General features: G+C 71.6%; 17 protein-coding genes. 6 read left to right on the forward strand and 11 right to left on the reverse strand.

Features of this window, described 5'->3' with window-relative positions; all coding sequences use genetic code 11:
- Positions 1 to 2: 2 nt before the first annotated feature.
- Positions 3 to 971, forward strand: a complete 969-nt coding sequence (locus ACWEQG_RS37850) for a hypothetical protein (RefSeq protein ID WP_452292311.1) — start codon at positions 3 to 5, stop codon at positions 969 to 971.
- Between the two features lie 3 nt (positions 972 to 974).
- Here ACWEQG_RS37850 and ACWEQG_RS37855 read toward each other — a convergent pair whose 3' ends face one another.
- Entirely contained in the window at positions 975 to 2402 is a 1428-nt protein-coding gene (locus tag ACWEQG_RS37855; RefSeq protein WP_452292313.1) for an amidase, read from the reverse strand.
- Positions 2403 to 2741: 339 nt separating this feature from the next.
- Here ACWEQG_RS37855 and ACWEQG_RS37860 point away from each other — a divergent pair, with 339 nt between their 5' ends.
- Both ACWEQG_RS37860 and ilvD read left to right on the forward strand, forming a co-directional pair.
- Positions 2742 to 3377 (forward strand): nuclease-related domain-containing protein, encoded by a 636-nt coding sequence (locus ACWEQG_RS37860; protein WP_452292315.1) that lies wholly within the window; start codon positions 2742 to 2744, stop codon positions 3375 to 3377.
- 100 nt (positions 3378 to 3477) lie between these two features.
- Positions 3478 to 5316 (forward strand): dihydroxy-acid dehydratase, encoded by a 1839-nt coding sequence (gene ilvD, locus ACWEQG_RS37865; RefSeq protein WP_452292316.1) that lies wholly within the window; start codon positions 3478 to 3480, stop codon positions 5314 to 5316.
- Between the two features lie 78 nt (positions 5317 to 5394).
- Here the strand turns inward: ilvD and pip are convergent, their stop codons facing one another.
- From pip to ACWEQG_RS37880, 3 genes are all read right to left on the reverse strand, one after another.
- Positions 5395 to 6357 (reverse strand): prolyl aminopeptidase, encoded by a 963-nt coding sequence (gene pip, locus ACWEQG_RS37870; RefSeq protein WP_452292318.1) that lies wholly within the window; start codon positions 6355 to 6357, stop codon positions 5395 to 5397.
- Between the two features lie 169 nt (positions 6358 to 6526).
- Complete coding sequence (locus tag ACWEQG_RS37875) at positions 6527 to 7048, reverse strand: hypothetical protein (protein WP_452292320.1); 522 nt, start codon at positions 7046 to 7048, stop codon at positions 6527 to 6529.
- Positions 7049 to 7347: 299 nt separating this feature from the next.
- Positions 7348 to 9087, reverse strand: a complete 1740-nt coding sequence (locus tag ACWEQG_RS37880) for an alpha/beta hydrolase domain-containing protein (protein ID WP_452292322.1) — start codon at positions 9085 to 9087, stop codon at positions 7348 to 7350.
- Between the two features lie 297 nt (positions 9088 to 9384).
- Here ACWEQG_RS37880 and ACWEQG_RS37885 point away from each other — a divergent pair, with 297 nt between their 5' ends.
- Positions 9385 to 9879 carry a helix-turn-helix transcriptional regulator gene (locus ACWEQG_RS37885; RefSeq protein WP_452292323.1) on the forward strand — a complete coding sequence of 165 codons (495 nt, stop codon included), beginning with the start codon at positions 9385 to 9387 and terminating at the stop codon, positions 9877 to 9879.
- Positions 9880 to 9975: 96 nt separating this feature from the next.
- Here ACWEQG_RS37885 and ACWEQG_RS37890 read toward each other — a convergent pair whose 3' ends face one another.
- The 3 genes from ACWEQG_RS37890 to ACWEQG_RS37900 are packed head-to-tail and all read right to left on the reverse strand — an operon-like array spanning position 9976 to position 11581.
- Positions 9976 to 10197 carry an FmdB family zinc ribbon protein gene (locus tag ACWEQG_RS37890; RefSeq protein WP_452292325.1) on the reverse strand — a complete coding sequence of 74 codons (222 nt, stop codon included), beginning with the start codon at positions 10195 to 10197 and terminating at the stop codon, positions 9976 to 9978.
- A gap of 50 nt (positions 10198 to 10247) precedes the next feature.
- Positions 10248 to 11066 carry a GNAT family N-acetyltransferase gene (locus ACWEQG_RS37895; RefSeq protein ID WP_452292327.1) on the reverse strand — a complete coding sequence of 273 codons (819 nt, stop codon included), beginning with the start codon at positions 11064 to 11066 and terminating at the stop codon, positions 10248 to 10250.
- A 5-nt stretch (positions 11067 to 11071) separates the two neighbouring features.
- A complete protein-coding gene (locus ACWEQG_RS37900; protein WP_363462673.1) occupies positions 11072 to 11581 on the reverse strand; it encodes an HNH endonuclease in 510 nt (169 codons plus the stop codon).
- A 299-nt stretch (positions 11582 to 11880) separates the two neighbouring features.
- Between ACWEQG_RS37900 and ACWEQG_RS37905 the strand changes: the two genes are divergently transcribed.
- Positions 11881 to 13944 carry a prolyl oligopeptidase family serine peptidase gene (locus ACWEQG_RS37905; protein ID WP_363462674.1) on the forward strand — a complete coding sequence of 688 codons (2064 nt, stop codon included), beginning with the start codon at positions 11881 to 11883 and terminating at the stop codon, positions 13942 to 13944.
- Positions 13945 to 13947: 3 nt separating this feature from the next.
- Here the strand turns inward: ACWEQG_RS37905 and purU are convergent, their stop codons facing one another.
- From purU to ACWEQG_RS37925, 4 genes are all read right to left on the reverse strand, one after another.
- On the reverse strand, positions 13948 to 14796 hold the full coding sequence (gene purU / locus ACWEQG_RS37910; RefSeq protein ID WP_452292329.1) for a formyltetrahydrofolate deformylase: 849 nt from the start codon (positions 14794 to 14796) through the stop codon (positions 13948 to 13950).
- A 152-nt stretch (positions 14797 to 14948) separates the two neighbouring features.
- On the reverse strand, positions 14949 to 16874 hold the full coding sequence (locus ACWEQG_RS37915) for a tetratricopeptide repeat protein (protein ID WP_452292331.1): 1926 nt from the start codon (positions 16872 to 16874) through the stop codon (positions 14949 to 14951).
- Positions 16875 to 17121: 247 nt separating this feature from the next.
- Complete coding sequence (locus tag ACWEQG_RS37920) at positions 17122 to 17688, reverse strand: GNAT family N-acetyltransferase (protein WP_452292333.1); 567 nt, start codon at positions 17686 to 17688, stop codon at positions 17122 to 17124.
- Between the two features lie 21 nt (positions 17689 to 17709).
- Positions 17710 to 19299, reverse strand: a complete 1590-nt coding sequence (locus tag ACWEQG_RS37925) for an XRE family transcriptional regulator (protein WP_363462678.1) — start codon at positions 19297 to 19299, stop codon at positions 17710 to 17712.
- 335 nt (positions 19300 to 19634) lie between these two features.
- Between ACWEQG_RS37925 and ACWEQG_RS37930 the strand changes: the two genes are divergently transcribed.
- Positions 19635 to 19895: a hypothetical protein gene (locus ACWEQG_RS37930; RefSeq protein WP_030509616.1), complete on the forward strand. Its 261-nt coding sequence runs from the start codon at positions 19635 to 19637 to the stop codon at positions 19893 to 19895.
- Positions 19896 to 20174: the final 279 nt, after the last annotated feature.

The raw sequence follows: 20174 nt of genomic DNA on the forward strand, positions 1-20174 counted from the left end.
GGGTGCACTCAGCCCGAGACCTGTTGATCGCCCTGGCTCGTCGGCACTCGTTCGGCGACGTCGGCGCGCTGGCGCCCGACGTGCTCGGAGAGGGCGCGCGGGCGGCCCTGGTGACGTCGGTCTGCGAGTTCGGCCAGCGGCTGCTCACCCTCGACGCGGAGGACTTCGCCACCGAGATCGACGCCCAGACGGTGCCCGCCGACCTGCGCAGGCGCGCCCGCGCGTGCCACATGCCGCAGACGCCGAGGGAGCAGCCGCGCGGCGCGCTCGACTCGCTGCGACCGGCCTACGCGCTGCTCCTGGAGGTGATCGAGGCGCGCTGGCGGCGGCGCGAGCTCAGCGCGATGATCGCGGCCGTCCACATCTGCAGCGAGTATCTGCCCCTGCTCGCCTTCGAGCCCGCGCTCGGCCACGCGGGCGACCCGGTCCGCTGGCCGGAGGGCCTGCGCGCCCCCGGCAGCCGGTTCGGCACCATGCCGGTCAGGGAGTGCGACCACACCAGAGCCGAGCGGTCGGCGGCCGAGCGGACGCTGCGTGTCGGCGTGGAGCCGCCGCCGGGCTGGCGGGCCTACTTCGACCGGCAGCACAGCCAGGTGGCGGGGGCCCTGGCCACCTGCGCCGGCCGGTGCCGCACCCCCTGCGAGGCACTCGCCTGGGTGCCGGACCTCGACGACCTGTCCGCCCGCTGCCGGATCGCGCTGGCGTTCGCCGATACCCCGCTCGTACGGCTGCGCCACGCGGCCCCGGTGGGCCACGGCTTCGGCGTGCCGTCGCCGGAGGAGGTGCTGGAGGCGTGGGAGCGCAGCCGCGCCGCGCTGGCCAAGCACGACGCGGCCCGCGAGGTCACCGAGGACGACGACTTCCCGCTGCCGGGCCTGCCCGCCCTGTTCTCCGCCGTGGCGGCGGCGCCGGTGCGGCCGGCCACGCTGCTCGCCGACGTCGCCGCCCACGTGGTGGAACTGCTCAGGTAGCCGTTACCAGACCGGCGGCCTGCGGTCGCCCCAGAAGCCGCCGAGCGACGCCTCCACCTGGGACGACAGCGAGATGAGCGTCCCCTCGTCGCCGTACCTGCCCGCCAGCATGACGCCGATCGGCAGGCCCTCGGGCGTCCAGTGGAGCGGGAGGTTCACCGCGGGCTGCCCGCTGACGTTGTAGATGGCGGCGAAGGGCGCGAAACGCATCATCCGCTCGAACGTCTCCTCGGGCGAGTCGACGTCCTCGAACCAGCCCACGGGCACGGGCGGCTGGGTTACGGTCGGCGAGAGCACCGCGTCGTAGGTGTCGGTCACCAGCAGCGCGAACCGTGTGGCGAGCTGGAGCGTCCCCTGCGCCTGGAGGAACTCGGGGGCCGAGACGGCGCGCCCGCGCTCGCGCAACCACGCGGTCAGCGGGCGCAGCTTCGGCTCCAGTTCCTCGGCGACCGGGTGCATGCAGGAGAAGGCGAACCACATCTTGACGAACTCGGGCACCACGTCCGGCCCGAACGGCGGGGCGATCTCCTCCACCTCGTGGCCGAGCGACTCCAGCAACGCCGAGGCGCTCTCGTACGCCGCGAGCACCTCGGGGTGGACCTCCGCGCCGGGCACGGCGGGCGTGGCGAACCGCGCGATCCGCAGCCGGCCCGGCTCGCGTCCCACGTACGCCGAGAACGACCCGAGCGCGGGCGGCGGGGCGTGGTAGAGGTCCCCGGGGTTGTTGTGGGCCATGACGTCCAGCAGCGCCGCGGCGTCGGCGACGTCGCGGGCCAGCGGCCCGTTGGTCGACAGCCCCGCGAGGTCGGGCACGATGGGGGCCGCGGAGATCCGGCCGCGGCTGGGCTTGATGCCGTACAGGCCGCAGACGGAGGAGGGGATGCGGATCGAGCCGGCGCCGTCGCTGCCCTGCGCCACCGGCGCGAGACCGGCCGCGACCGCGGCCCCCGCTCCCCCGCTCGACCCTCCGGCCGACCGCGTGGTGTCCCACGGGGTGCGGGCCGGCTCGCCCAGGTAGGTCTCCGTGTAGCAGGGCATGCCGAACTCGGGGGTGCTGGTCTTGCCCAGCATGACCGTGCCCGCGTCCCGCAGGCGCTCGACCACGCTGTCGTCCGCGGGCGCGACGAACCCCTCGTACGTGGCCGAGCCGAAGTAGACCGGGACGTCCTTGACGAAGTTGAGGTCCTTGATCGGGACGGGTACGCCCAGCAGCGGGGGCAGGTCCTCGGTGCCGCCCGCGGCGATCCGGGCCTCCTGCTCGCGCGCCTGGCCGAGGGCCCGCTCGGCGGTCACCGTGACGAACGCCCCCAGGCCGGGGTCGAGCCGCTCGATGCGCTCCAGGTAGTGCTCGGTGATTTCCACGGGAGAAAGTTCCCCCGTGCGTACGGCTGCCGCCTGCTCGATGGCGGTAAGATCGTGAATGTGCGCCACGCTACCGAACGGTAGGCCTCCGGGCCGCGGATATCTAGAGAAGATACCCGCACTTCCGCGCAATGAATCGGCTCAAGCAGGCCACAAAAGTATGAACCATCCAACACTAGGCAAGCCGCTGACGGCTCAACTACCGTGAGTGATGTGGATACCGGTCTAGCGCCAGAAGACGGTCACGATACGTCACCCATCTGGGTCGGTGACCAAACGTCGGAGCAGGCGGAACGCCCTCCGGCGCCACCCGAGGCGCCGGCGTCCCCCACGTACGCTCCGGTCCAGCGCACGTCGCTGAGCAACCTGTGGCAGGACACGCGTTACCGCCATCTGCGCCGCCGTGCCTTGATCGCGGCCGCGGCGGGCGTGGTGTTCGGCGTGCTCTTCGGCAGCTGGCGGCTCGGGCTCACCGCGGCCATCCTCGCGTGTGTCGCCGACGCCGTCTACCATGCGAGGACCGTCTCCACCATCCCCGCGTGGCGGCGCGCCTCCGCGGCGGAGCGCCAGACGGAGGCCCAGCTCAAGAAGCTGGAGCGGAACGGCTACAAGACGCTGCACGCCCGGGCCATCCCCGGCAGCGAGGCCCAGATCGACCATCTGGTGGTCGGGCCCACCGGGGTGTACGCCGTGGACTCGGAGAAGTGGGACAAGCGGCTGCCCGTACGGGTCCAGTCGCACCGCAAGCTCTTCCACGGCCCGTTCAACCAGAAGCCGCGGCTCGACGAGGCCCGGTGGGAGGCGGCGCAGGCCAGCGACCTGATCAGCAAGGCGCTCGGCCGGGAGATCACCGTGGTGCCGTCCCTGGCCATCTACGGCCCGCCGATCCCCTGGCGCATCCTCAACATCCGCGAGGTCGACGTCTTCTCCGGCGGGCTCGTACGCAAGTGGATCACCAAGCGGGAGAGATCGCTCACCACGGCCGAGATCGAGGCGATCTACCGGGCCGCCGAGCGCGTGCTCCCCGCGCGGTACCCCGAATAGAGGGCGGCGCGCCGTCCCGAGACGTGGACAGCGGGTCTCGGCAGCCGGGCACTGGCCGTACCATTTGAAGACTCAGTAGTCTCCGGATGGGGGTCCCTCGATGCCCGCTCTCAGGTCCCGCACTGTCACCCACGGCAGGAACATGGCCGGCGCCCGTGCGCTGCTCCGGGCCACGGGCGTAGCGGGCAGCGACCTCGGCAAGCCGATCGTCGCGATCGCCAACAGCTTCACCCAGTTCGTGCCCGGCCACGTGCACCTGCGCGAGGTCGCCGAGGTGGTGGCCGGTGCGGTCAGCGAGGCGGGAGCCGTCCCGCGCGAGTTCAACACGATCGCCGTGGACGACGGCATCGCGATGGGCCACGGCGGCATGCTCTACTCGCTGCCGTCCCGCGAGCTGATCGCCGACGCGGTCGAATACATGGTGAACGCCCACTGCGCCGACGCGCTGGTCTGCGTGTCCAACTGCGACAAGATCACGCCGGGGATGCTGCTCGCCGCCTTCCGGCTCAACATTCCCACGATCTTCGTGTCGGGCGGCCCGATGGAGGCCGGCAAGATCCCCGGCCGCAAGCTCGACCTGATCGACCCGATGATCGCCTCCGCCGACGAGAGCGTGTCGGACGCCGACCTGCTGGCGATGGAGGAGAACGCCTGCCCGACCTGCGGGTCCTGCAGCGGCATGTTCACCGCCAACTCCATGAACTGCCTCGCCGAGGCGATCGGCCTGGCCCTGCCGGGCAACGGCACCACGCTGGCGACCCACAAGGCCCGCAAGGCCCTGTTCGAGGACGCGGGACGGCAGATCGTCGGCCTCACCCGGCGCTACTACGAGGAGGACGACGAGTCGGTCCTGCCGCGGAACATCGCCACCCGCGAGGCGTTCGAGAACGCGATGGCGCTCGACGTCGCCATGGGCGGCTCGACCAACACGATCCTGCACATCCTCGCCGCCGCACGCGAGGCGGGCGTCGACTTCGGGCTCAAGGAGATCAACGAGATCTCGCTGCGCGTGCCGTGCCTGTGCAAGGTCGCCCCCGCGACCATGAAGTACCACGTCGAGGACGTGCACCGGGCGGGCGGCATCCCCGGCATCCTCGGCGAGCTGGACCGGGCCGGCCTGCTCCACCGCGACCTGCCGACCGTCCACTCCGCGTCCATCGCGGAGTACATCGCCAAGTGGGACCCCAAGTCTCCCGAGGTCACCGACGAGGCCGTGGAGCTGTGGCACGCGGCGCCCGGCAACGTGCGGACGGTCAAGGCCTACTCGCAGGGCGCCCGTTGGGAGTCGCTCGACCTCGACCGCGCCGAGGGCTGCATCCGCGACCTCGACCACGCCTACACGAAGGACGGCGGCCTCGCCGTGCTGTACGGGAACATCGCCCTGGACGGCTGCGTGGTCAAGACAGCCGGTGTGGACGAGTCGATCTGGCGGTTCTCCGGCCCCGCCGTCGTCTTCGAGTCCCAGGAGGACGCCGTCGAGGGCATCCTCGGCAACCGGGTCAAGCCCGGCGACGTCGTGGTCATCCGCTACGAGGGCCCCAAGGGCGGCCCGGGCATGCAGGAGATGCTCTACCCGACGAGCTTCCTCAAGGGCAAGGGCCTGGGCAAGGCGTGCGCGCTCATCACCGACGGCCGCTTCTCCGGCGGCACGTCGGGCCTGTCCATCGGCCACGCCTCCCCCGAGGCCGCCGAGGGCGGCACGATGGCCCTGATCGAGGACGGCGACATCATCGAGATCGACATCCCGGGCCGCTCGATCGAGCTCAAGGTGGCCGAGGACGTGCTGGCCGCCCGCCGCGAGAGGCTGCTGGCCGACCTTGGCGGCTACCGGCCGCGCGACCGGCACCGCCCGGTGTCGGCCGCCCTGCAGGCGTACGCCGCGCTGACCACCTCGGCCTCGACCGGCGCCTCCCGCGACCTGTCCCAGCTTTCGCGTTGACCGGCGCGTGACGGCTGCCGCCCCCATGCCGGGGTGGCAGCCGTCAGGCGTCGTCTCCCGGGAGACGACCGGCGCGGGTCACCGCCCTTTCGCGGGGCCCGCGAAGCCGTCCAGCGCCGCCCGGATCTCCCTGCTCATGGCGTCGCTGCCGGTGTGGCCGGCGTCGTCCACGACGACCAGGCGCGCGTCGGGCCACGCCCGGGCGAGCTGCCAGGCGGTCTCCAGCGGTCCGCCCAGGTCGAGGCGGCCGTGGACGAGCACGCCCGGGATACCCGCCAGCCTGTACGCGTCGCGGAGCAGCACGCCCTCCTCCAGCCACGCGGCGTTCGAGAAGTAGTGCGTGCAGATGCGGACGAACGCCTCCAGCGCCGGGGTGGGCCGGTCGCTGTAGGCGTCCGGTTTGCCGTTGACCTCGTGGGAGATCACCGCGTCCTCCCAGGCCGTCCAGTCGTGCACCGCCCTGGCCCGTACGCCGGGGTCGGGGTCGGACATCAGCCGCGCGTAGGCGGCGACCAGATCGCCGTCACGCAGGTCCTCCGGCACTCCGGAGCGGTAGCGCTGCCACTGCTCCGGGAGGAACCGGCGGACTCCCCGGTAGAGCCAGTCGATCTCGGAGCGGCGGGTCATCGTGACGCCCGCGATGACGATCTCCGACACCCGCTCGGGGTGGGCCTCGGCGTAGGCGAGGATGAGCGTGGATCCCCAGGACCCGCCGTGGAGCAGCCACCGCTCGACCCCGAGACGCTCACGCAGGCGCTCCATGTCCGCGACCAGGTGGTGGGTGGTGTTGGTCGTCAGGTCGGCCGCCGGATCGCTCGCGTGCGGCAGGCTCCGGCCGCAGTTGCGCTGGTCGAACAGGATGATCCGGTAGCGCGCGGGGTCGAACGCCCGGCGCCGGCCCGGTGTGCAGCCCGAGCCGGGGCCGCCGTGGACGACGAGCGCGGGCTTGCCGTCGGGGTTCCCGCAGACCTCCCAGTAGACGAGATGGCCGTCGCCGGTGTCCAGATAGCCGTGGTCGTAAGGCTCGATCGGGGGATGCACGCCGGTGAAACTACAGTGATCGGCAGGGCTGGGGAAGGTTCTCCCCGCCGACGGACGGCTCACCACGGCTCCGGCCGCGCGGCCCGCTGAAAGAGCGTGGGGCGCCTCCGCCACCACGGATGCGCCCCATGAGTTCACGCGCCCGGCGGCCGCACCGCCGGCCGGGCGATCAGCTGTACGAGACCGACTGCACGCTGCAGTTGGTCATCCACGGGCCGGGGTAGACCGGAGCAGTGCTGCAGCTCCAGGTGGCCGTCACCGTGGTGACGCCCGCGGGGATGCTGATACTGGCGGTCGAGCCCAAGAAGTCGTACTGGTGGCCTTCGCTGCACCTGCCCGAGGCGCCGACGGCCGTCGTCCCGCTGGGCAGTGTGTGCGTGATCTGCCACGCGTGCGTGGCCGGGACCGCGACCACGGTGCCGGCCCCGCCTGTCCCGTACGGCGAGGCGCTGACGCTGGGGCCGATGGGATACCAGTCCCTGGTGTCCCCGAAACTGTTGTAGTTGGAGCAGTCGATCGTCGCCTGTAGCGTGATGGTGGACGCCATGGCGGGGGTAGGCGCGAGCGCCACGCTCAGCACGCCGGTCGTCACGAGCGCCGCACCGAGCGCGAGCACCCTCCTGGCCGAATTCACCGCGAACATCAAATGCCCCTCTCCCGTCTCCGACAACAGCCACAGCGAATGCACCATCTCCCCTGGACGCCGTCAATGGATCGGTGTTTTCGGCGGGGCCGGAAGGCCCGGTCACCCCGAACGCGAAAACGCACGTCGCCGAGGACCGGAAAAGCGATACCGGTCAGGCCCGGCCGCCGTGATTCGATACGCAGCGGGGATCGGAGAATTCGTGCCGGTGGCTCGCCGAAATTCCGCGAACGCGGGAATTCATGGGATTCCACGACAGAACCGGCTCGATGAAAGATTCACCGGACGCGGACGGTCCGCGGGCGTGCGCGCCACGCCCGCGGACCCGCCCACCGGAGGGACCCTGTCTAGCGGCCCTTGTGCTCCGCCTTCCGCGCCTCGGCGAGAAGCGCGACGAGCGCCTCGGTCACCCGCAGCACTCCGGCCTTCGCCGCGTCGTCCTCGATATGCCTGTCCGCACGCTCGGCGAGTTGCCGCAGGTGCGCGATGGCGGGAGGCACGTCACCGGCGAGACCGGCCCGCTCGGCGTGCCGGAGACGGTCCTCCAGGGAGGACGCGACAGGCCCGGCGATACGACCGGCGGCGGCGTACTCGCCGATCAGGTCGCGGAGGTCGGAGTACCACGCGGGATCGCGGGTGAACGACGGGGGGATGTACCCGGCCTCGACGTCGGCGAGCGTCGTCGCGACGACCTCGTCGGCGTACGACCGCACGGTCGGGTAGAGCTCCGCGAGCCGCGCGTCGGTCAGCGGCACCGAGCTGCCGTCGAGGAAGCAGAAGCCCGGGCCGGTGTTGCTGCCGCTGTTGACGCGCAGCGGCGCCTCCTGCTGGGCGAGCCGGATGCCGCCGAGCGCGACACCGAGGTCGTCACGCGCGACCACCGGCGGCGTGGCGTCCGTCATCCGGATCTTGGGAGCCGCGGGAGGCCGCACACCGCGGGCCACCCAGGCGACGGTGTGGTCGTAGACCGCGTTCTGCACCATGTGCTGAGGAATGCGGGACAACGAGGGCAGCGTGCACGTCTGCGGCTCGCCCGGGTAGCCCCCGGGGTACGTGCCGATGTCACGCTTGCGCAGCGGTCCGTAGTCTCTGATGAGTTTCCAGTCGCCGTGCGACGCGCCGGCCACCTCCCAGCTGGTCAGGACCGCCGAGTCGGCCTGAGCGCGGGCCGCCGTCGGCAGGATGCCGCTGCTCACGTCGCCCTCGGAGTTGATCCGGAACACCGGCGTCGCCAGGTCGGTGCGCAGCGGGCCACCGCCGCCGTGCAGGACGACCGCGTCGAGGACGTTCGCGAGCGGCTGGACGCCGTTGTAGTAGTTCGCGAGGCGACCGGCCGACTGCGAGTGACCCGTGGCGATGACGTACCGGGGCGGGGGCAGCTCGCCGAGCGGGTCGACGCCGGCCGGACCGCGGACGGCCTTCACCGCCTGACTGAAGATGTCGTAGGACAGGCTGTCGTCGTTGACCAACCCGCCTGCGGTCACGTCGAGGGTTCCGTAACGGGCCGGGCTCCACGCCTTGAGCCCGGTCGCGGAGTGCACTCCGGCGCGCTGGGCGGAGACGCCGACCCAGGCGTACCCCTCCCGGATCAGATGCTCGTGCGACTGGAACCAGTCGACCTCCTGGTCCCACTGATTGCTGACGTTGTACCACTCGGCGATCACGACCCCGTTGAACGTCCGGGCCGAGACCGGGCGGCGCACGACGATGCGCGTGCGGTACGGGTTGCCCGTGCTGACGGCGGTCGCGGTGGCCGTGCCGGGGGTCGCGTAGCCCGTCGCCGTGCCGGAGACGAAGAACTCCTGCTCGACGTAGCCCGCCGCTTTCAGGTCGACGTCGGTGGCGAGGAACGGGTAGCCGTGGGCGGGATCCCCGACAGGGGTGGTGCGGGCGATCGGTCCCGTGAGCACGGGGTTCGCGACGTTGTCGCCGGTCGCGGTGGACGGGCGGGGCGCGGCCTCGCCCCGGGCGGGCCCGGACGCGCTCGCGGGAGTGGCGAGCCCGAGGGGAACGGTCAGCGCGCCGGCGAGACCGAGCGCGGCGAATCGTCGGCGAAAGGTCCGGAGAGTGGGAAGAAGAGCAGGCAAAACTTCACCTCGCTGCGAGAGGCCGGGGGCGGGGGGATCGTCCGGATCAGCGCGCTGTCTCTGGCGCAGAGACTAACTGTCAATCCGAACGAAAGATAGTCTTTCAGCTACCGAACTTTCGCCGAAAACAACGAAAGCCAAGAGCGTGGCCTGCCCAGCACGCCATTCGACCCGGGCGTGAGCGACCAGGCCCCGCCCGCCGCGCACGGAAGTAATGGCTGGCACGGCGGCGACATGATGCTGACCTTCCGATAAGACGTTCGGAAAAATGTCAGTCCTCGTCGCTATTGTCGAGATATGGCCAACGTCATTCGGCACTCGCTGACCGCCGAGGAACTCGCCGCCCTCGCCCTGTCGCTCGCTCACCTCGGTGCCGGCCCCCAGTCGGTCACCGCCCGGCGCGGCCTGCGCCACGCTTTCGAGCACCTCGATCTGGACGACGACGTCATCGCCACGACCCTGACCACCCTGACCACCCCGCTGCCCACCGACGTCGCCCGCCGGGCACGGGCGGTGGCCAACGCGATCACCGCGCGCCTGGTGATCCGCATCCAGTATCACGACGCCGCCGGCCGGATGACCGTCCGCGACGTCGAGCCGGTGACCTGCCTCGTCCACGGAGAGTTCTGGTATCTGGTCGGCTGGTGCCGCATGCGCCGCTCGATCAGGGCCTTCCGCTTCGACCGGATCCTGGCGGTCGAGCCCACCGACCTGCCGGCCCGCCCCCACCTGCCGCAGCGCTACCTGCCGTTCCAGCGACGCGCGCGGGTCAGGCGCCCGTCCGCGGCCTGACCCCTGCCCTCACACGGCCACCCCGGCGGGCGGGACCGGCCGAAGTGGCCGTGCGGCCCGGGGCGTGACGCCCCGGGCCACACGGTCGTTCGCGCGTCAGCCGCCGCAGCAGCCACCCCCGCAGCAGCCGCCTCCTCCGCCCGCCGGCCGGGCGGCGGAGGTCCCGGACGCCCTGCCCGTCACGGCCACGGTGGACAGCAGCTTCACGGTGTCGTCGTGGCCGGAGGGGCACACCGCCCGGTCACCGGCCTCGGCCATGGGACGGTTGAGCTCGAACGTCGATCCACATGCGCGGCAACGGTAGTCATAGCGAGGCATGCGTCCAGATTACGACCCGGCACCCGCGAACGGCATCGGGCGGCGGCCGATCACCCGAACCGGATGCTCGCGAAGTCCGTGACGGCCCGGAAACCGAGCCGCTGGTAGATGGAGTTCGACGTCGGGTTGCTCAGATCGGTGAACAGCAGCACCTCGGTCGCGCCGTCGTCGAGCGCCTTCCTGCTGGCCGCGTGGGTGACGGCGCTGCCGTAGCCGTGCCCGCGCAGATCGCGCGGGGTGTAGACGGGCCCGATCCGGGACATCCCGGCGATCGGCGCGGAGGCCCCCGCGATGGACACGGGCCGGTCGTCGTCCTCCCACCAGACCAGTTCCTCGCGGTTGATACGCGCGGCGACGACCGGGCTGGGATCGGCCGTGCGGTCGACGTGCGCCTCGTCCTGGAATTCCCGGAAGAAGCGCACGGCCATCGGCAGGTCGCCGGGGCCGGCGACGCGGGGCTTCCCCGACGCGGTGGGCGCCCGCAGCGCGCCGAGGCGGTAGAGGCGCTCGGATCGCCGATGTGTCTCCGGCCGCCACCAGGCGTCCGCGAACGCCTCCGCGGCGGCCACCGGACCGCCGACCTCGGCCACGTCCTGGTCCATCTCGATCAGCTCGCGCACCAGCAGGGGTAGCGCCGCGAGCGGGACGTCGCCGAGCGCGAGCGGGTACGGCGGCGTGCGGCAGGCCGCCCCCGCCACCGCGCCGTCGTCCTCCTCCAGCCAGGCCAGCAGGCAGTCGCCGGCGAACTGGCCGCTGCGGATTCCACGCAACGCGGTCAGCATGACCGTGTTGCGGACGGGATCGCGCAGCAGCCAGGGCTCGGCCGCCGCGGCGTACTCCTCGACCTCGTCGGTGATCGTCCACCGCATGCCCATCAGGCCGCCGTCTCCGACAGGTAGGGCGCCCACTGCGGATCGCCGTCGAGTTGCGCGCCGATGAGCCGCCAGTGCGCGCCGTGCGGCACCGCGGGGGCGACAGGCAGCGCCCACCCCAGTTCCTCCAGCAGCCTGTCGGCCTTCCGGTGGTTGCACGGCGTGCACGAGGCGACGCAGTTCTCCCAGGTGTGGGGACCTCCCCGGGAACGCGGGATGACGTGGTCGATCGTCTCGGCCCGCTGCCCGCAGTAGGCGCAACGGAAGTTGTCCCGGCGCATGAGCGCCGCGCGGGTGAGCGGGATCCGCGTCCGATAGGGAATGCGGACGTAGCGCCGGAGCCTGATCACCGACGGGACGTCGAGCGTGCGGGTCGCCGAGCGCAGGACCGCGCCCCGGCCGTCGCGGTGCACGACATCCGCCTTCTCTCTGAGCACCAGGATGACGGCCCGGTGCAGGGAGAGCGTGGTCAGCGGCTCGTATGTGGCATTGAGGAGCAGGACTTGGCGCATCAGCCGGCCTCCACAGCGATCTCGGCTGTGCGCCTGGGTTGTGGCCCCGCCTGTTGGGACCCGGGTGCTTCCGTCACAGGGACCTCCGCCGGACGGCCCAGCGGATCGTCACCACGGCACCGCCCTTCACCAAAGTGTGGCCTTTCCGGCGACCCCTTCGCCACCCATAAAAGGGTCTGCGAGGTGAACGACAGGGACGCCTGCTGCTTCTATGCCCAGCCGATCACCCCTTTATTCCCGTCTTGGCCGGGTACGGCCGATGTACCGTCGCAGTCGCCCGGCTGATTTAAAGTGCCAGCATGAGCCGACCGCCGTACCCGCCAGCCCGCCGTGACGACATCGTCGACGATCTCCACGGAACGCCCGTCCCCGACCCGTACCGGTGGCTGGAGGATCCGGACGATCCGGCGACGAAGGAGTGGCTGGACGCGCAGGAGATTCTGTTCCGGTCCGCCGAACTGGAGGGGCGCGACCACTTCCGCGAGCGCGTCGCCGAACTGCTGCGCTCCGGGTCGGTGGGGACGCCGTCCTGGCGCGGCGGGCGCCGTTTCTTCACCCGCCGGGCGCCCGATCAGGAGCACCCGGTCCTGTACGTCGGGGAGGGAGACGGCGAGCGCGTGCTGCTCGACCCCACCGCCCTCGATCCCTCGGGCCTGACCACGCTCGACTCCTACCAGCCGGACAAGGAGGGCAACCGGCTGGCGTACCAGATCTCCGTCGGCGGCGACGAGGAGTCGCGCCTGTACGTCGTCGACGTGACGACGGGAGAGGTCGTCGAGGGGCCGATCGACCGCTGCCGCTACTCCCCCGTGGCCTGGCTGCCCGGCGGCGAGGCGTTCTACTACGTGCGCAGGCTGGCGCCCTCGCTGGTCCCGGCCGGCGAGGAGCAGTACCACCGCCGTGTCTACCTGCACCGCGTCGGCACCTCCCCCGACGACGACGTGCTGGTCTTCGGCGAGGGCCTGGAGAAGACCAACTACTACGGGGTGTCGGTCTCCCTCGACGGCAGGTGGCTGTCGATCTCCGCCTCGCGGGGGACGGCCCCGCGCAACGACCTGTGGGTGGCCGACCTGGTCGCCTCGTCGCCCGAGGCGCCGGAGCTGGTCACCGTACAGCAGGACGTCGACGCCCAGACCGGGCTCCACTTCGGCCGCGACGGGCGGCTCTACGTCTTCACCGACCGGGACGCCCCGCGCGGGCGCGTCTGCGTCACCTCGCCGCAGACCCCCGGTGCGGAGCACTGGCGCGACCTGGTCCCCGAGGACCCCGAGGCGGTGCTGTCCGACTTCGCCATCCTCGACGGCATGGCCGAGCCGGTCCTGCTCGTCGGCTGGACCAGGCACGCGATCGGCGAGATCTCGGTGCACGCGCTGGAGAGCGGCGAGCGCATCGGCGAGGTCCCGCTGCCGGGGCTCGGCTCGATCGGCGGGATCGTCGAGCGGCCGGAGGGCGGACACGAGGCCTGGTTCAGCTACACCGACGAGATCACCCCGACCGCGGTGTACCGCTACGACGCGCTGACCGGCGAGACCACGCTCTGGGAGGCGCCGCCCGGCGCGGTGGAGGTGCCGGAGGCGACCACCGAGCAGGTGGTCTACCGGTCGAAGGACGGCACCGAGGTGCACATGCTGGTCACCTCGCGCCCCGGCTCCGGGCCCCGCCCCACCATCCTGTACGGCTACGGCGGCTTCGGGATCTCGATGAACCCGGGCTTCTCCGCCACCACGCTGGCCTGGGTCGAGGCGGGCGGCGTCTACGCGGTCGCCCAGCTCCGCGGCGGCGGCGAGGAGGGCGAGCAGTGGCACCGGGCCGGCATGCTCGGCAGCAAGCAGAACGTCTTCGACGACCTGCACGCCGCGGCCGAGCACCTCGTCTCCACCGGTGTCACCAGCCCCGACCGGCTGGCCATCTCCGGCGGCTCCAACGGCGGCCTGCTCGTCGGCGCGGCGCTCACGCAGCGCCCCGACCTGTACGCGGCCGTCGTCTGCTCGGCCCCGCTGCTCGACATGGTGCGCTACGAGAAGTTCGGTCTCGGGGCGACCTGGAACGTCGAGTACGGCTCCGCCGAGGTGCCGGAGGAGTTCTCCTGGCTGTGGGGCTATTCGCCGTACCACCACGTCCGCGAGGGAGTGTCCTACCCGGCCACACTGTTCGCCGTGTTCGCCTCGGACACCCGCGTTCACCCTCTGCACGCGTGGAAGATGGCGGCGGCCCTGCAGCACGCGCAGGCGGGCGACCGCCCGATCCTGCTGCGCAACGAGACCGAGGTGGGTCACGGCGCCCGGGCCGTGAGCCGGTCGGTCGAGCTGTCGGCCGACCAGCTCGCCTTCCTGGCCCGGCACACCGGCCTGAAGGTGGGCTGATTCTCAGCGGGGGAAGATGACGGTCTTGTGGCCGTCCAGCAGCACGCGGTGCTCGGCGTGCCAGCGGACGGCCCGGCCCAGCGCCTGGCATTCGAGGTCGCGGCCGATCGCGGCGAGGTCCTCCGGCGAGTGGGTGTGGTTCACCCGCGCGACCTCCTGCTCGATGATCGGCCCCTCGTCGAGGTCGGGCGTCACGTAGTGCGCCGTGGCGCCGATCAGCTTCACGCCGCGGGAGTACGCCTGGTGGTACGGCTTGGCGCCCTTGAACGACGGCAGGAACGAGTGGTGGATGTTGATCATGCGCCCGGCGAGCTTGGCGCACATGTCCTCCGACAGCACCTGCATGTAGCGGGCCAGCACGACCAGGTCGGCCTGGTAGTGGTCGACCAGGGTGAGGATCTCCGCCTCCTGCCGCGGCTTGGTCTCCGGGGTGACCGGCAGGTGGTGGTAGTCCACGCCGTACGACTGGGTGAGCGGGCGCAGGTCGGGATGGTTGGACGCCACACCCACGATCTCGATCGGCAGCAGCCCCGAGCGCACGCGGTAGAGCAGGTCGTTGAGGCAGTGGTCGAACCGGCTGACGAGCACCAGCACCCGGGTCCGCACCGCGAGGTCGAAGAGCTGGAACTCCATGGCGAACTCCGGCGCGAGCGAGGCGAACTCGGCCCGCAGCTCGTCGACGGCGAACCCGCTGGAGAACTGCACCCGCATGAAGAACCGCTCCTCGACCGGGTCGCCGAACTGCTGGCTCTCGATGATGTTGCAGCCCTTCCGGGCCAGCAGCCCGGAGACGGCCGCGACCACTCCGGGCCGGTCCGGGCAGGACAGGGTCAGCACGTATTCAGCGCTCATGCTCAGATCCTCGACAGGGGTGACGTATCGGGTTCAAGGGTAGGGCCAGTGGCCCGGGAGGTGCGGACATGCGGGGACGCGGACGACGACCGGGCTCGCGGACGTCGTCGAGCGGCTCCCCGGCGCCTCGGCGTGACCGTCCCCCTGCCCCGTCAGCCCTCCTTCTCGTGCCGCTCCAGCGCCGCGCGTACGTCGGGGTCGCCGGGGGCCAGGGCCAGCGCGCGGCGCAGGTCGGCCAGTGCCTCCCTGCCCCGGCCGAGCGCGTCGAGGGCGGTGGCCCGGTTGAAGTACAGGGCCGCGTCCTCGCCCAGCTCGATCGCCCGGGTCAGGTCGTCGACCGCGCCCGGCGCGTCGCCGGTCTCGAACCGGAGAGTCGCGCGATTCGCCCAGGCCGAGGCCAGGCGGGCGTCGGCGGCCAGCGCCGCGTCGAAGGCCAGGGTGGCCTCCGCGTAGCGACCCGCCTCGGTCTCCAGCTGCCCCAGCACACCGTGCAGGTGCGCGTTGCCGGGATCGAGCGCGAGCCCCGCCTCGACGTCGCGCCTGGCGGCCTCGTGCTCGCCTAGCATCTCCAGCACGCCGGCCCGGTTGACGTAGGCGTCGAGGTAGCCCGGGTCGAGGTCGAGCACGTGGTCGAGGTCGGCCCGGGCGCCGTCCAGATCCCCGGCGGCCAGCCGCAGCTCGGCCCGGTTGTAGTACGCCTCGGGCAGCGGCGGGCTCACCCGGATCGCGGTCTCGTAGTCGGCCAGCGCCTCGCCGGTCCGCCCCATCTCGAACAACAGGTTGCCCCGGTCGAGATAGTGGTCGGGGAAGCCCGGATCGATCGCGACGGCCCGGTCGAAGTCGGCCAGCGCCTCCCGTGTGCGGCCCAGGCGGGCGAGAAGCTGCGCCCGGTTGGCGAACAGCACCATCCGGTGGACGGGGTGGGCGCCCGGCGGCAGGTCGCGCTCGGCCAGATCGATGGCCGACTGCACCAGGCCGAGCGCCTCGTCGGCCCGTCCCTCCCGCAGCTCGATCAACGCGCGGGCGTTCTGGTCGAACCCGAGCTTGAAGGCCCGCGTCCGCCGGTCGGGCAGCAGCGTGGAGATCGCTATCGCCTCGTTGATCCAGGCCCTGGCCCTGACCAGGTCCCGCCGTGCCGGATCGCGGTCGCGCGCGTCGAGCATCGCCGTGCCGTACGCGGCGGCCGCGTGCACGGCGGGATCGACGCTGACCCGCCGGGCCTGGTCGTACAGCTCCTGCGCGTGCGCGCGCCGGCCCAGCCCCGCCAGGGCGGTCGCGGTGCGCTGAGTGAATCGCCACCACAGGTCCGAACCCGGCTCCACCAGCCGCAGGCCACGCGAGCCCAACTCCACGACCGCGTGCAGGAACCCCTCGGTGACGCAGTGGTCCACCGCCGCCCACAGCGCCTGCGCCGCGGCGTCCAGGTCGCCGCCGTGCTCCAGGTGGTAGGGCACCGCGCCCAGTGCGTATTCCGCCGCCGCGGCGCCGGCCCTCAGCTCGGCGGCGCGCCGGTCGTGCCGGCGCGCGCGTTCCTCCGGCGGCAGCGACAGGTACGCGCGGTAGGCCCTGGGGTCGTCACAGGTGCCGTCCGAGGCGACGTAGTCGTCGGGCGGCCCGCCCTGAGCCCGCGCCTCCACCGGCCGCATGCCCTCCCACGGCGGCTCCACGGAGCCCACCGCCAGCGTCAGGCCCGGCGCGCGGCGCGCCAGGACGCGCAGCAGTTCGCGGTCGGCCGGATCCGCCTCGTGCAGGTTGTCCACCAGCAGCGTCCGCGGTTCCTCCAGGCAGTCGCGCACGAACTCGGCGATGCCGTTGGCGATCCGGAGCGTGCGGCGCGGCGCGGGCACGAGGATCCGCTCGTCTTCGGTCAGGCGGTCCTCGATGGGCTGCCGGCGCGCCGGCACCAGAGAACGCAGGCCGGGTGCGACGGCGCGGATCTCGATGTCGTGTGCCGCCACCAGGCCCGGGGAACGCTCCAGGGCGACCGGGACGAGGGCGCGCAGCAGCGCGCCGCCGATCGTGTACGGACCGCGTAGCCGGCGGTGCCCGTTGACGACGGGCGCGACTGGGGGCGGCACCTCCAGGGCGTGGTTCGCAACCAGCGATCGGAGGGCCGCTACGCGGTCGCGGGAGAGGTCTCCCCGGACCCAGATGTGGCTCGGGAGGTCCCTCACCCCTTGTGGATCACGCTCGAGGTGCCGCTCAGCTTGGTCGTCCCCGGCTTACGGATAATGATCTTCTTCATCACGCCTCTTTCCCCACTCTTGCGGACAAGGCACAAGTATTCGCAGGGATCAGCTATCCGCCAAGGGATGGAACCATTATCTATCGGGAGAAAAGCCGGGAGACCACGCCATTTAGCTGCTTCTCGATATAAATCACCACGTTGTCGCCGCATACCTCGCGCCGCAACTCCCGCCAGCCGGATTTGCGGTAGAGCTCCAGCGCGGCGGCCTGACGCAGGGTGGTGTCCCCGCGCAACGTCGAGTATCCGAGCCGGCGCGCCCGTTCCTCGAGCTCCTGCGTGATCCGCGCACCGTAGCCGCGCCGCTGGTGATCGGGGTGGACGCGCAGCCGGCACATCTCGGCCGTGTCGGCGTCGATGCGCCGCAGGCCGCCCATCGCGACGAGCCCCGCCCCGGGCACCTCTCCGACCAGGAAGTCACCCCCGGCCGCCAGGTAGATCTCGGTAATCCGGGGAAAGTCGTCGTCGTAGTAGACGCCGTCGCCCGGAACCACGCCCACCTGGGCCAGGCCGATCTGATGAAGGGACCACACCGCGTCGAGATCCGACCAGCGGTACCGCCGGATCCTCAGCGGTGCGATCCCGCCCTCCCCGCCTCTCACGGGATCTCCCGGCTCGAGATCTCCCGCCAGCGCGTCTCCTGCCACACGTCCTCCTTGCTACCCACGTCACCCGACGTCCCGGACCAGCTCCGGCGGGATCGTGACGCGGCTCTGCTTGATCACCTCGCAGAACTCCTGCAACCGGGCGGAGTCGCCGTGCTTCGCCCTGATCGCCTTCACCAGGTCGTACGCCGGTTTGAGCAGCAGGTCGGTCCGGTAGTCCTTGTCGACCAGGTCGATGGCCTCCTGGCCCAGCTTGAGCGCCGCCTCGACGTCGCCGTCGATGAGCCGGCACATCGCCCGGTCGAACCGGATCAGGGTCTGGTCGAGCAGGTCCTCGTCCGTGTACTTGTCGAGCGCCTGCTGCAGGATCACGTCGGCCTCCACGGTCTGCCCCAGCTTCACCAGGACGTCGCCCTGGTAGAAGTAGAGCTGCCGCTCTGTGTAGCCGAAGGCCGGGTCCTCCCGGTCGCTGTCGTTCATCTGCTGGAAGGCCGCCCGGGCGCGGTGCAGCGCCCGCTTGGCCTGTTCGACCACCTCGTGCCGCGAGCCGTTGACGCCGGCGATCTTCGCCAGCGCCCTCGCCTCGACGACCGGCGCCATGGTCCGGGCGGCGCACGGGGTGTGGCCGGCCAGGTCGCGGCTCTTCTTCGCGAGCGTGAGCGCCTCGCGCGGATCGCCGTAGTAAAGCGGCACCAGCGCCTCGCGGGCGGTGACCCAGGCGCGCAGAGCGCGGTCTCCGGTCTCGTCCGCGGCCATTCTGCCGGTGCGGAAGAACGAGCGGGCCAGCCGCTGGTCCCCCAGGTCGATCATGATCATCCCGGAGAGCCCGGCGAGCTGGGCGGCCATACGGCACAGCCGCTCCTGCACGTCGATGGGCTGGCGGCGGTCCAGCGCCTTGCGCACGGCGGTGAACTCCAGCATCACGTCGCAGAGCAGCCGTACGGGCGGGGTGTTCATGTACTGCCGCCCGAACCCGGACGTGGCCTGCTCCCACTGATCGAGCATCGCCGGCGAGACGGTGGCCGTGACCATGGTCTCGTCCATACGCCGACGGAGGTTCTCCACCGCGCCGAGCACCTTTTCGTCGAGCTCTTGGAGGCCAGCCGCCCCCACGGCGCCGCCGGCGAGGAGCCTCAATAGCGTCCTCCGTAGCACGTTCTCGTCCTCCTCGCCCCCGTTCATCGTGGGGGTCTCGCCGCCCGACGGGGCCGGCGCACCCCACGGAGCGGGTGAAGTGTCAGGTCTGTCCTCTTCTGGGGCTCCACTACTCGGTTCGGCGAGGTGTCCGTGGCCACAGATGCACGGGCTCTCGAACCCGAGAGCCAGCGGTTCCACCCGATAGACCGAGCACAGGTAGTGGAGATACTCCGGGCCGGGCCGCTTCATCCCCGACTCGTACGCGGACAGTAGCGTCTCTCCGATGCCGGGGACGGCTTTTCCGTCCCTCTCGAAGAGAGCGCGCACCTGCTCGATCACGTCGGCGAGCGCCACACCGTGTGAGAGGCGATGTGCCTTGATCCGGGTCGTGCCGAACTGTGGCCCGCAGTCGCTGTGGATCTCCTCTGCGATCTCGGCCAGGCTGCGCCCGGTGGCCAGGCCCCGCGCCCGGATCCGGCGCGCGATCTCCGTCTCCCTGTGTTGCCTGCCGGACATTCCGGCCCCTCTCTCGTGGCCGGCCGCGCTAGCAGCCCGTGGTCTCGAGCGGTCCTCACCTAGTGACAGAGAGTGACGCTGCCGTCGCGCTCCGCCCACAACATAATGATGGACCATAGTTGGCGCAGCCAAGCCCCCAACCTGAACGTGCCGACTAAGGATCGTCTCCCGATAGGGGTTTTCTTTCAACCAACAAGGGTTTTCCTTCACCTCAGCCGCTTGCGGCCCTCGTTGACCCGAGCACTTCTGTGAGCCATCTTTGGCGCACCAGAGTGAACAGACGGGAACGCAAAGTACACATTCCGCCCGCGAACGGAAATGAAGGAGGACCTACGGTGGGGGAGGACGATTTCCGGCGCCTGGAACATCTGGTGGCCGAACTCGACGCCCGGGGCCTGCTCGCACGAGTCGTGCGCACCCCGTCGGGCCGCGCCTACGTGCGCGTGATCAACCCCGACGCGACAAGCCTCACGGAGAACGTCGTCTGCCAGGCGGCAGACTACTGGTGGTCCTGGGGTGAGCGGATGCACCGGGCGGACGACCCCGCCGGAGCGGCCACGAAAGTGGCCCGTGTGCTCGCCGCGGTGAGCGAGTAGGGGAAGGCGGCGGCCCGAGGTGAAAGCACGGTGAAAACGCACTCGCCGTGGGCCGCCGCATCCACCGCGGCCTCAGGGGGCGGGCAGGACGCCCGGTGCGGAGCGTCACCGTCGCGCCGCCCCGGCGCGACGGCGACGCTGCGGCGTGCCGCCCGCCCCCGACCCGCCCCATAGCGGGCAACCCCCCGGGCCGAACCGCCCCCCCGGCGGAAAGTGCGCCGGAGCGCCCCCACCAGCGAGTGGGGGGCGGGCGGGGTAGGGGGGGGTGCCGGCGCACAA

Source organism: Microbispora sp. NPDC004025 (assembly GCF_053604425.1).

What these genes read in the sequence shown, in the direction of transcription:
- ilvD (WP_452292316.1), top strand. Translation starts at nt 3,478, where the DNA reads ATGCCCGCTCTCAGGTCCCGCACTGTCACCCACGGCAGGAACATGGCC.
- ACWEQG_RS37875 (WP_452292320.1), bottom strand. Translation starts at nt 7,048, where the DNA reads ATGGTGCATTCGCTGTGGCTGTTGTCGGAGACGGGAGAGGGGCATTTG.
- ACWEQG_RS37885 (WP_452292323.1), top strand. Translation starts at nt 9,385, where the DNA reads ATGGCCAACGTCATTCGGCACTCGCTGACCGCCGAGGAACTCGCCGCC.
- ACWEQG_RS37890 (WP_452292325.1), bottom strand. Translation starts at nt 10,197, where the DNA reads ATGCCTCGCTATGACTACCGTTGCCGCGCATGTGGATCGACGTTCGAG.
- ACWEQG_RS37895 (WP_452292327.1), bottom strand. Translation starts at nt 11,066, where the DNA reads ATGCGGTGGACGATCACCGACGAGGTCGAGGAGTACGCCGCGGCGGCC.
- ACWEQG_RS37900 (WP_363462673.1), bottom strand. Translation starts at nt 11,581, where the DNA reads ATGCGCCAAGTCCTGCTCCTCAATGCCACATACGAGCCGCTGACCACG.
- ACWEQG_RS37905 (WP_363462674.1), top strand. Translation starts at nt 11,881, where the DNA reads ATGAGCCGACCGCCGTACCCGCCAGCCCGCCGTGACGACATCGTCGAC.
- purU (WP_452292329.1), bottom strand. Translation starts at nt 14,796, where the DNA reads ATGAGCGCTGAATACGTGCTGACCCTGTCCTGCCCGGACCGGCCCGGA.
- ACWEQG_RS37925 (WP_363462678.1), bottom strand. Translation starts at nt 19,299, where the DNA reads ATGTCCGGCAGGCAACACAGGGAGACGGAGATCGCGCGCCGGATCCGG.